The sequence below is a fragment of the Coxiella endosymbiont of Ornithodoros amblus genome, assembly GCF_019425495.1.
In the GTDB taxonomy this organism is placed as follows: Bacteria; Pseudomonadota; Gammaproteobacteria; order Coxiellales; family Coxiellaceae; genus Coxiella.
The window spans coordinates 1-12,486 of sequence record NZ_VFIV01000001.1; the positions used below are offsets into that span (position 1 = coordinate 1).

A 12,486-nucleotide genomic window follows, 5' to 3' on the forward strand; every position below is an offset into this window, starting at 1 on the left:
AAACGAAACCATAGTTATTGACATAAAGATACTGAAGAGTAGAAAACAATATCAATTCAAATAATACTGCAAATCCACGGCAGATCCCGTGAGCCGGAGCCGGCCTAACCTACACTTTTAATTGCACTCGCCGTTAACCCCCCCCAACCCCGAGCCCAACAGTTTAAATAAATATTCCCGCAAGGGCTCTTTAAATTCAGGTCGTTTGAGCGCATAAGCAATCGTCGCCTGCAAGAAACCCAATCGACTGCCGCAATCGTAACGGTGACCCTGGAAAGGAAAGGCAAGCGCCTGCTCTTCTTGCAACAACGCGACAATCGCATCCGTTAGCTGAATCTCCCCCCCCACCCCAAAATTGATGGCATCCAGATAATCAAAAATACGTGGAGACAAAATATAGCGGCCGGTGACAGCCCAATCTGACAACGTGCTTCCAAGGGGAGGTTTTTCAACCATACCAGTAATTCGCTTCACCTGGTGCTCATCCACAACAGAAACGATGCCATATTTATCGGTTTGTGTTAAAGGCACTTGTTCAACCGCAATGATATTCTGTTGATGCTTTTCAAAAGCCTCCATCATCAATTGCAAACAACTTTTCTCACCGCAGTCAATAATGTTATCGGGCAACAATACCGCAAACGGCTGGTTGCCGATAACATGTTTCGCCGATAACACCGCATTACCCAAGCCTAAAGGGTGCGCTTGACGCACATAGCTAATATGAACTTCTTTGGGTAAGAGGTTTTGTATTAATTTCAGGGCATCCAATTTCCTACTGGAGCGCAACCGCGTTTCCAATTCATAATTACTATCAAAATAATCTTCGATAGCCCGCTTGCTGCTACTCGTTACAAAAACGAGATGCGTAATGCCAGCAGCGATCGCTTCTTCTACTACATATTGAATAATTGGCTTATCAACAATTGGCAACATCTCTTTGGGACCTGCTTTGGTTACCGGCAAGAATCGTGTTCCCAATCCAGCCACAGGAAAAACCGCAGTAGTGGCTTTTTTCATGGGCAGTTACCTTTTATTTTGAGCACGTAATTGATCAATCGTTCCATAGAACCATCAAAGGATGACTGATCAGTTTCTGCTTGCAACGCTTGCAAGATATCCTTAGCTAAATGTTTGCCTCGCTCTACTCCCCATTGATCAAAAGGGTTAATATTCCAAATAACACTTTGCACATATACTTTATGTTCATATAAAGCTAACAATGATCCTAACGAATAGGGGTTCAATTTTTCCAGAATAATGGTATTACTCGGGTTATTACCACGGATCAACCGGTAAGTTGCCAATTTTTCTGCTTTTTGGTGCTCAATGCCTTGGCTAACGAGATCCCTTACCACTGCTTCTTTATCATAACCTTCCATCAGTGTCTGGCTTTGGGCTAAACAATTGGCGATTAAAGGCAGTTGGTAATGGTTTTCTCGCGTATTTTTTAAGACCGTAATAAAATCCACGGGCACCATCAAGGTGCCCTGCAAAAATAATTGGTAAAAACTGTGTTGGCTATTGGTTCCAAGATCGCCCCACACTACCGCCCCCGTCTGCCAATGCACCGCCGAGCCGTCAAGTTGAACGCTTTTCCCAAGACTTTCCATGTGCAATTGAGTGAGGTAATGAGGTAAATAAGCTAATCGCTGGCTGTAAGGAATAATGGCCTGAGTTTTTGCATTGAAAAAATTAATATACCAAATTGACAACAACGCCAATAATATCGGCATATTTTTGCTAAATTCAGCTTGCCTAAAATGGGTATCCATGGCATGCGCACCGCGTAGAAATTCAAAAAATTCTTCCCAGCCAATCGCAATTGCTAACGAAAGCCCAACTGCGGACCAAACTGAAAAACGGCCACCCACCCACGGCCATAGTATAAAAATATTATCCTTTTGAATACCATATTCGTGTGCTTTTTCTGGCGCTGTCGTTACGGCCATAAAATGAGTTTGAATTACATTTTCTTTTTTAGCGGCCTGCATTAACCATTCTGTAGCGCGATGTGCATTTTCCAAGGTTTCTTTTGTCGTAAATGTTTTTGAGGTAATAATAAATAAAGTAGTTTCTGGATTTAAAGTTTGCACCGTCTCATAGAAATCCGTGTCATCTAAATTGGAAATAAAATGGCATCGCAAAGGAGCTTTGACATAAGGTTTTAGCGCATTGTAAGCCATTTGCGGTCCTAAACTCGACCCGCCAATTCCAATATTAACGATATCGGTAATTGATTTGTTGGTGAACCCTTTATAATCGCCCTCGCAAATCCGAATTGATAATTTTTTTATTTTCTCCCAAGAAGCGTGAACTTCCTGAATCGCATTATTATTCGTTTTAAAAGAGAAGTTGTTCACTTGACGCAGAGCCGTGTGAAACCCCACCATTTCCGCCGACTCATTTGTTAATTTGCCGCTAAAGAGTTGATCAATTCGCAGTGGCAAATTACACGCATTTGCGCTCTCACACAGTAAATCAACGGTCTTCTCATCCACTCGATTCTTTGAATAATCAAAATATAAACCAGCCGCCTCTATGCTCAACCGCGTTCCACGCTTTTTATCTTGCGCAAAGAAATCGCACATATGTAGAGAAGATAATTCCTGGTATTTAGATTTTAATGCCTGCCACGGAGGACTTTCGACTAAACTCATGGAATAACCTTACCTCCCGGCCATATGCAAAGCGCCATCTAAACGGATTACACTCTCTTTTTAAATAGGAGTTTTTAATAATCTCTCCCACTAATCAGGCGTATCCGCCCGGTTGACCTAGCCAAGAAGAAAAAGGAACAGCGACCGCTAAACTTTCTTTAACCACATCAATCATTTAGCCATCATGGGAGTGACAATAACGCCTGGAGCAATCGTCATCGCTCGAATACCAAATTTGCTGAGTTTGCAAGCAGCCAGTAACGTCAGTGCCGCAACTCCTCCTTTAGAAGCACTATACCCCGCTTGATCGACTTGGCGCTTATAAGCCGCTATCGATTCTGTATTAATAATAACGCCCTGTTCACCGTCATTATTAATCGATCCTTGTTTTACGATTTGTTCGACACATAAGTGTAATAAATTAAAAGTTCCGATCAGATTAACGTCAATCACTTTTTGAAAATCCGCTAGTGGCATTGCTCCATCACGCTTCACAATTCGGATGGTGATTAATTGAAATTTTTTAACAATGTTAACGACAGCTTCACTGCTTTTTGGATCAGAAACATCACATTCCACCGCTAGGCCACCCAATTCTTTTGCAATGTCGCGTCCCTTATCAGTTTCTTTATCGAGTAATACTATCTTGGTGCCCCAATGGCACAAAAAACCGGGCGTTTCAGTGCCCATTCCCGATCCGCCAGTGGTTATAACCGCAACTTGATCTTTGAATTTCCATTGCTTCCTCTTTATTAATTGGGAAGGGTTTAAAATTGTATCCCTCCTCGAGCAATCGCAAAATAATCAAATCCCCATTCCTGTAATTGATGCGGTTGATAAAGATTGCGACCATCGAAAATAGCAGAATAACGCAAATTATTTTTAATTAAAGCAAAGTTAGGATTTTTAAATTCGTCCCACTCGGTTACGATGGCAAGCACATCCGCATTATTCAATGCAGCATAGGCATTTTCATAAAGTTTCAATTGTGATGACTCTCCTCCATACAAGGCATGGATATTCTCCATCGCTAAGGGATCGTAGGCTTGAACAATAGCACCTGCTCTCCAGAATGATTCTATCAATTTCAGACTGGATGCCGATCGCACATCATCCGTGTGAGGCTTAAATGCGAGCCCCCATACGGCAATAATTTTGCCTTGCAAATTCCCATTAAAATAACGTCGGATTTTTTCATATAAAATTAACTTTTGTCGTTCGTTGACTTCTAATACGGCATTAACAATGGATGCTGGAATAGTGGCTATTCTTGAAATACTCTGCAAGGCTAATAAATCTTTTGGGAAACAAGAGCCACCAAAACCACAGCCTGGGTTAAAAAATTTACCATTAATTCGCGAATCCAAGCCCAAAACAATTTTTACTGCTTCAATATCAGCTTCAAAATATTCAGAAAAATGACTCATTTCATTAATGAAACTAATCTTCGTTGCTAAAAAAGCATTTGAAACATATTTTGAAAACTCTGCCGAGCGATGGCCAATGACAATAAAGGGGTATCCTTTTTTAATTAAGGGAGCGTAAAGCTCCTTCATGACATTCCCAGCACGCGAATTATTTACACCTACTACAATGCGATCAGGCTCCAAAAAATCAATGATCGCTGATCCTTCTTTTAAGAATTCAGGGTTAGAGACGACGTCAAATTCAAGCTCTAGTTTCCTTTTTTGAAGGTGGTTTTCTATCTGCGTGTTAATCCTATCGGCCGTACCCACCGCCACAGTGGATTTAACAACGATGACAGCGTAATCGGCAAGTTGTTCTCCAAGCGATTTGACAACATTGTCTACGCAACGCATATCCACTTGCCCATTGTCCGAGGATGGCGTTCCCACAGCGATAATTTGTACGAGCCCATGTTTGACAGCTTCGCTAGAACGCACTGTGAAAAAAACGCGCTTGGATTTCAAGTGCTTTTGAAGCAAAGACGCTAATTGTTGCTCATGAATCGGTGTTATCCCTCGCTTTAGTTTTACAATTTTTTCTTCGTTAACATCACAACAGCAAACGCTATGGCCAAGCTCAGCTAGACAAACGGTACTTACCAATCCAACGTAACCTGCACCGTACACACTCACTTTCATGGTTAATCCTTATCTCCTACTTTCGCAGAAAGAACACTTACGTTACAATCCCACAACATGAACACCGTCGCAAGGAAAATCGCTGTTGTTGGGCTTGGCTATGTGGGTCTTCCCGTCGCCATTGCTTTTAGCCATCTACAACCGGTCATCGCTTACGACAAAAACCCTGCCCGAATTCGGGCACTTAAACAAGGTTATGATGCCTGCGGCGAAGTTGATTCTCAACAGTTACGCACCTGCCAAATTGATTTTACTGACGACCCGGATGATTTGGCAAAAGCTAATTTTTATATCGTTGCCGTCCCAACTCCCATCGATCAATCAAAACACCCCGATTTATCGCTCCTTCTCAATGCTTCCGAAACTATTGGTCGTTATTTAAAACAGGGGGATATTGTTGTTTTTGAATCGACCGTTTACCCAGGCGTCACAGAAGAAGAATGTGCACCCGTTCTTGAAAAGGCGTCAGGTCTTAAATATGGTGTTGACTTTGCACTAGGATATTCACCCGAACGAATTAACCCCAGCGATAAAGCGCATCGGTTTGAAACGATCACCAAAATCGTATCGGGCTCTGATCCTGAAACTTTAGATATTGTCGCCCACCTCTATGGCAGCGTGATAACCGCCGGCATCTACCGCGCTCCTAGCATTCGCACAGCAGAAGCAGCAAAAGTCATTGAAAATACCCAGCGCGATTTAAACATCGCTTTAATGAATGAGCTGGCCATTATTTTTAAGCGAATGGATATTGACACTCAAGAAGTGTTAGCCGCTGCTGAGACTAAATGGAATTTTTTGCCTTTTAAACCCGGTTTGGTGGGGGGGCACTGCATTGGCGTCGACCCTTATTATCTCACCTACCAGGCTCAGCACTATGGCTATAATCCTCAAGTAATCCTTGCCGGTCGCCGTATCAACGATGCGATGGGTAAATTTATTGCGGAACAAACGATTAAACAAATGATCCACGCAGGCTATACCATCAGAGGCGCTAAGGTAGCTGTTTTAGGCCTCACATTTAAAGAAAATTATCCTGATCTACGAAATTCAAAAGTCATCGATATTATCGAGGAATTAAATGACTACGGCATTGAATGCATGGTGCATGATCCTCTTGCCGATCCTGAGACAGCTAAGCAACTCTATAACATAGATCTTAAATCATGGGATGAGATTCACGATGTGGATTCTTTCGTATTAGCCGTTGCTCATGACCAATTTCGCCAATATTCTTTAAAAGACTATCACGCCAAATTCGCTAATCATTCGATTATTGTTGATGTCAAAAATGTATTAAATCCACAAGATTGTAAATCAAATGGTATCACCTTGTGGAGATTGTAAAAATGCGAACGTTAGTCACGGGCTGTGCAGGTTTTATTGGATTTCATTTAACTAAGCATTTATTAGGGCGAGGCGCCCATATCATCGGGCTCGATAATTTAAATGATTATTACGATGTTAATTTAAAAGAAGCCCGTTTAGCGCAATTGAAAGAATTCCCCCATTTCAGTTTTCATAAATTAGACCTCGCTGACCGACAAGGAATGGCTGATTTATTCCAAAAGCACTTATTTGATACTGTTGTGCATTTAGCGGCACAAGCCGGTGTCCGTTATTCCCTGACTAATCCTTACGCTTACGTAGATTCAAATTTAGTTGGTTTCGCGCATATTTTGGAAGGCTGTCGGCACCAATCCATTAAACACCTGATTTTTGCTTCCTCCAGCTCTGTTTATGGCGCCAATGAGAAATACCCCTTCTCTGAAAACGATAACGTGGACCATCCTATTGCTTTATACGCAGCATCAAAAAAAGCCAATGAATTAATGGCGCATAGTTATGCACATTTGTTTCAACTTCCTTGCACCGGTCTGCGATTTTTTACTGTGTATGGTCCGTGGGGGCGACCGGATATGGTGCTGTTTAAATTTACGCGTAATTTATTAGCTGACAAATCTATCGATGTTTATAATCATGGAAAAATGTCGCGTGATTTTACGTATATCGACGATATCGTTGACGTTATTTTACTGACTTTAGATCATCCACCTGAATCGAATTCTAATTGCTCCGCAAATCAACCTAGTTCAGCAAACAGTAAGGTGCCTTATCGAATTTATAATGTTGGTAGTAATAATCCTGTTTTATTGACGGATTTCATTGCTATTTTGGAAAAGGAGTTAAATAAAAAAGCAATTAAAAATTTTCTACCCCTTCAACCGGGTGATGTTCCTCAAACATATGCTGATGTTTCTCAATTGGAAAAAGATTTTCAATATCGGCCAAGAACTTCTTTACAAATAGGTGTTAAAAATTTTGTTAAATGGTATTTGCAATACTTTTCTTAAAAATTTATTTTTTCCGATTCGGATATAATGAGCGGTACAAATTAATTTCATGCTGTTTTTCTATTAAACTTGAATACTTACTCCAATACTCTTTTTCTAAGCATTTAGAATAAGCAGTCATCTTTTCAGAGTTTAGCAGAGCAAAATTAATTTGATTCATCCATTCTTCGACAGATAGAAGGTCAACTAACAAACCTGTCACATGATCTTCAATCATTTTTCAGCATGCCACTCTACTTTCGACGTAATAAACAGCTTCCCGATACTCGCTGCCTCCAAGTAACACAAACCCCGACATTGGAATAAGAAGAAGATAGGCTCTCTTTATAAACCCATGCACTATCTCCCTTTCCTACCAACTTAAAAAATAAACATTCTCGTTATCAAAAACTCCTTTGCTTCCCCCCCACTGATAAAGAGGCCCATCACCAAAAAACGAAAATAAAATTTTTTATCTGGCAAAGGTGATTTCCATTTTTTAATTACATTATATAAAACATCGGTTATTTATATCTATTTAAAAATCAAATAATAAGGATTAAAACTGCATCAGAAGGAATATTAAATCGCTCACAAATACAGTCTTTTTATTCACTCTCTTGGATTGGATCTCTAATCCATGTAATAATGGCGCATCTTTTTTCCAATTGTTTTTCACAATTAGTTTTTCCACATATTTTTTAGTAAATAAATTAGGGAAAATAATTCGATCGATATATCGAAGGATAAATTTTTCGATTGTATAAGAAATAAATTTATAATTATAATTAAATTTTTTATTCTTTTCTTGGAAAAGACGATTGTCCAAACCTAAAGAAAGTACAAAAGATATCAAAATATTTTTGCCATTAATAAACCATATAAGCTACCCAGATATGGCTATCTACCTCGAACGATATCAAATTTATTCTTTGAAAATTGTTTAAATATCTTAAAGAAACCCGCAATAATTCTTAAAGTCCGAAAGGTATCCACTTCACAAGAATAGAGTTGAATCGAAAATTGTTTAAAGTAATCAGTATATTTCAAATCTTGATAATGCGGCGTAAATGTACCACCTTAGAATAGGCATTATTTATATTATAAATTTCTGGCAATTCTGTTAAATTTCCTTTTTTATCAAGCTCCACTAAACTGGAATCTATAAAACTATCTACTTTCATAATACTCCATATATTTAAAAATTTTTAAATACTGTCTATAATGGTTGCGGCAGCATTACCGTCATCATAAAACATTGGCCTAAACTCAGATACGTTATTAAATGGATCATTCTTTAAAGCCTTTTGAAATTTTCAAACGATTTTATTTGAAGCAAGATCAGGAACAAGTGTATTATACTTGAAGTCAATCAACTCCGTCCATTTCGTAGAATCACATAAAACAAGACAGGGAAAATCATAAAAATAAGCCCTTTTTTTGAACACCTACAGAATCAGTAATAATAATTTTCTCTGAATTTTCAAGTCCTAACATGGATTTGTATCCTACAGGATCAATAATGTTTACTAAACAAGAAACGTGCTTATATAAATCAGATTCTTAAAGCATTTTTTTTGAAGGAGGGTGAATTGGCCAAACAACGGAAAAATCTTCAGAAATTTTAGTTATTGCAGCAATGATAGAATATAAACAATGATTGACATCGGTATTTTCATCTCTATACATAGTAAACAAAATATAGCCATTTTCTGGACACCAATTTTATTTAAAAGAGTTTCATCAGATTTTTTCTTACAAAAAAGAGCAATATCATACATAATATCGCCGGTTTGAATAATTTTTTCACTAGAGATACCCTCTTTTAATAAATTATTTATTGCAGTGACTGTTGGTGCACATAATATACCTGAAATATAATCTACCGAAATCCGATTAAGTTCTTCTGCCATTTTTTTATCAAAAAATCTTAATCCTGCTTCCACATGAGTAACTGCAAAATGCAGTTTTTTAGCACATAAAGTAGCCACTAATGTTGAATTTGTATCTCCATAAGTAATCACCATACCAAGATACAACTTCTGTAATAAAGGTTATAAACGTAATAACATCATTCCCGTTTTAACACCATGCGTTCCTGCACCTACTTCTAAATTATTAATCTGGATAAGGTATACTTAACTCACGAAAAAAATATTTGACATATTATTGCCATGAAGTACTATGGCGTGTCTTCAATTAACCCTGGATACCATTGCAAAGTTCATTACCGATATATAGATTGATTGATTTAAAATTTTTGATTGAAATGTAAATACCGTCTTTCAAAAAAATTTTCCTTTCAGTTAATGAACTCAATTTTTTTCACTTAAATTAAGAAATTTTCTTAAGAAGGGTTTCATAAACCATTATTGTTTGAAAATTAATTTTCTCCAACTCATATTTGAACTCTACCCTTGAACGACCACGACGACCCATTTCTTTTCGAAGTTCCGGATTTTGGATAAGAGTCTCAATAGCCGATGCTAATTCTTCGCTATTTTTAACTGACACAAGCAATCCATTTTCTCCATCGCACACAACGTCACGACAACCAGGTACATCTGTTGTGATAATGGCTCGGCCACTCGCCGCCGCTTCTACCAAAACACGTGGTAATCCTTCGCGATAAGAAGGCAAACAGACAATATGGCCTCGATGCATAATAGACAGCATCTCTGTACTCTCTCCCCACCATTCAATTAAGCCTTCACGTTCCCAATATTCTAATTGTTTTTGATTAATAGCAGCCGGATTTTCTGAATCAATTCCTCCTACCAAAATAAAACAGGCATCTATTTTTTTCTTCTTTAATATTTTTGCCGCTTCAACAAACTCTCCCACGCCTTTGTCCCATAATAATCGAGAAGCTAAGATCACTTGAGGAACCCCTGACGTTTCTTCTGTTGGATAAAAAGCGCTCATAGAAACACCTGACCCTGGAATTAAAACACTGTTATTTGGATCTAAAAGTTTGGTCTGAAGAAATTGAGTTCGATCATCCTCATTTTGGAAAATGACACAGGTATTTTTATGCTGAAAAACTAATTTATAACCCTGTTGCAAAATAGAGCGTAAAATTTTTATATAGCGAGATTTCGAAATGAATATAAACCCAAGTCCTGTCACCGTATTAACAACAGCAGGAACGCCAGATAAACGGGCTGCGATACCTCCATATAAAACTGGTTTAATAGCTAGATGATGAACAATGTCAGGTTTCAAACGACGATATAATTTCCATAATGAAAACAAGGCAAAAATATCTTTAAAAGGATTAAAACCACATCGATCTATCTGAATGGTATGATAGAAAAATCCCTCTTCCTTTATTTTTTTAATCAACGGAGAAACCGAAGTTGCTACATGGACATCATAATTAGCAACTTTTGCTGCTTTTGCTAAAGACAATCGGTGGGAGAGAAAAAATTTTGCATTGTTGATGACAATCAATAATTTTTTTTTCATTATTTATCACCAGCGCTCACGCCACAATTGGAACATAAGCACACTCCAAAGTGAATATTGCCAATTTCTTTTTCCAGAAAGATGTTCCTTCCAGCGTTGACGAAATAATGAGGAATTCAGTAAACCGTCTTTTTCTAGTTTAGAAATAGATAATAAATCCTCTGCCCATTCTCTCAATTGACCACGTAACCAATGATCAATCGGCATGCCAAAGCCCATTTTCGGACGAGTAAACAATTTCTCTGAGACGTATTTCCCTAATACACGTCGCAATAACCATTTAGTTTCACCCTGTTGTAATTTAAATCGCATGGGTAAAGACCAAATATATTCCACTAATCGATAGTCTAGAAAAGGGATTCTTACTTCTAAGCTAACAGCCATGCTAGCACGGTCTACTTTTGTTAAAATATCATCAGGTAAGTAGGTGAGAGTATCAATATACTGCATTTGTTCCGTAAAATTTAAATCCAGCAATAGCTCTGGCCATAAGGAAATATCGGAACCATCAATCACTAATTCAGCTGGTCTTTCCCAAAGGCTAACAACTCCTTTATATAAATCCTCTGATGATTGGATTAATAGTGTGGCTAACTTATGCGCCTTATCCCCCACAGAGGATGGACGTAACTTCCGTGGTATCACATTTGCAAATTTATCCCACCCTGAAGGACTAAAGAAATTAATCATTTTACTAGCTGACTGTCTCATCCACAGTGGAAATCGAACTAATTTGGACCATAGATTTTCGGCTAAAAGATAGCGATTATAACCAGCAAATAATTCATCACCCCCATCACCCGATAAACTTACCGTTACGTGCTGCCTTGCTAATTGGGAAACAAGATAAGTGGGTATTTGAGATGAATCTGCAAATGGCTCGTCATACCACTCCGGAATTTGAGGAATCAATCGAGCAGCTTCATCCACATGCAAATACAATTCGTGATGATCGGTTTTTAAATGTTTAGCAACTTCTTTCGCATAAGAGGCCTCATTGTATTCTTTTTCATAAAATCCAATAGAAAAAGTTTTAATTCGATTTGTACTTTGAGCCTGCGTCAAAGCAACGACTGTAGAACTATCAATACCGCCGGATAAAAAGGCACCTAGCGGAACATCTGAGTACATACAACATTTAACAGCGTCACGCAATAGAGTTTCCGTCTCTTCTAGTACTTCGTTGTCGTCAATTTTTTTCTTATTAATATTCTTTTTACAAACTGTTTCTAACGACCAGAACGTTTCTTCAATAATTTTTTGATTGTGGTCGATAGAAAGTATCATGCCTGGTTTCAGTTTATGAACACCACTGTAAATTGATAATGGCGCGGGGATATAATTAAATCGAAAGTAGGAGGTTAAAGCAGTCCGGTCAATTTGAACATTCCAAACTGGATGCGCAGCAAGTGCTTTTAATTGCGAAGAAAAATAAAAAATATTATTTTTTAAGCTCCAGAATAACGGCTTAATTCCTAAACGATCGCGAGCAAGATACAGCTTTTTTTCAAGCTTGTTCCAATAAGCAAAGGCGAACATTCCATTCATTTTTTTTACTGCAGATTTAACACCCCATAATTCACAGGCCTCGAGAAGAACTTCAGTGTCTGAATGCCCAAAACAATAGATACCTGCATTTTCTAATTCTTGACGAATAAAGGGAGCGTTATAAATCTCACCATTGTAAATAATAGCGGTATTTCTTGAACGCGACAACATGGGTTGATTCCCTGCTGTCGAAAGATCAATAACAGCTAACCGTCGGTGCCCAAAAGCCAGTCCCGTTTTTTCGTCGCACCAAACGCCTGATGAGTCTGGCCCTCGAGAAATAATTTGATTCGCCATCTTAGCAACAATTTTTTTGTATTGCTCTTTTTTCCAAGACTGACGAAAATCCCAAAATCCAGCAATTCCGCACAT

General features: G+C 38.4%; 7 protein-coding genes and 3 pseudogenes. 2 read left to right on the plus strand and 8 right to left on the minus strand.

Going from position 1 to position 12,486, the window contains the following annotated elements:
- Positions 1-117: 117 nt before the first annotated feature.
- The 4 genes and pseudogenes from galU to FIV31_RS00020 form a co-directional block, all read right to left on the minus strand.
- Positions 118-1,020, minus strand: coding sequence for a UTP--glucose-1-phosphate uridylyltransferase GalU (gene galU, locus FIV31_RS00005; RefSeq protein WP_280123380.1), 903 nt, complete (start codon positions 1,018-1,020; stop codon positions 118-120).
- Positions 1,017-2,660 (minus strand): glucose-6-phosphate isomerase, encoded by a 1,644-nt coding sequence (pgi, locus tag FIV31_RS00010; RefSeq protein ID WP_280123381.1) that lies wholly within the window; start codon positions 2,658-2,660, stop codon positions 1,017-1,019. The genes galU and pgi overlap by 4 nt, the downstream gene beginning before the upstream one ends.
- A gap of 9 nt (positions 2,661-2,669) precedes the next feature.
- Positions 2,670-3,413 (minus strand): annotated as a pseudogene (locus FIV31_RS00015) (SDR family NAD(P)-dependent oxidoreductase).
- Between the two features lie 14 nt (positions 3,414-3,427).
- Positions 3,428-4,765 carry a UDP-glucose dehydrogenase family protein gene (locus FIV31_RS00020; protein WP_280123382.1) on the minus strand — a complete coding sequence of 446 codons (1,338 nt, stop codon included), beginning with the start codon at positions 4,763-4,765 and terminating at the stop codon, positions 3,428-3,430.
- Between the two features lie 57 nt (positions 4,766-4,822).
- Between FIV31_RS00020 and FIV31_RS00025 the strand changes: the two genes are divergently transcribed.
- Both FIV31_RS00025 and FIV31_RS00030 read left to right on the plus strand, forming a co-directional pair.
- Positions 4,823-6,112, plus strand: coding sequence for a nucleotide sugar dehydrogenase (locus FIV31_RS00025; RefSeq protein WP_280123383.1), 1,290 nt, complete (start codon positions 4,823-4,825; stop codon positions 6,110-6,112).
- Positions 6,100-7,119: an NAD-dependent epimerase gene (locus tag FIV31_RS00030; RefSeq protein WP_280123384.1), complete on the plus strand. Its 1,020-nt coding sequence runs from the start codon at positions 6,100-6,102 to the stop codon at positions 7,117-7,119. The genes FIV31_RS00025 and FIV31_RS00030 overlap by 13 nt, the downstream gene beginning before the upstream one ends.
- Positions 7,120-7,123: 4 nt before the next feature.
- Here the strand turns inward: FIV31_RS00030 and FIV31_RS00035 are convergent.
- From FIV31_RS00035 to asnB, 4 genes and pseudogenes are all read right to left on the minus strand, one after another.
- Positions 7,124-8,282 (minus strand): annotated as a pseudogene (locus FIV31_RS00035) (glycosyltransferase family 4 protein).
- A gap of 24 nt (positions 8,283-8,306) precedes the next feature.
- A pseudogene (locus FIV31_RS00040) lies at positions 8,307-9,252 on the minus strand (UDP-N-acetyl glucosamine 2-epimerase); the annotation flags it as partial.
- Between the two features lie 180 nt (positions 9,253-9,432).
- Entirely contained in the window at positions 9,433-10,566 is a 1,134-nt protein-coding gene (locus FIV31_RS00045) for a glycosyltransferase family 4 protein (protein ID WP_280123385.1), read from the minus strand.
- Positions 10,567-10,572: 6 nt separating this feature from the next.
- A complete protein-coding gene (asnB, locus tag FIV31_RS00050; protein ID WP_280123386.1) occupies positions 10,573-12,486 on the minus strand; it encodes an asparagine synthase (glutamine-hydrolyzing) in 1,914 nt (637 codons plus the stop codon).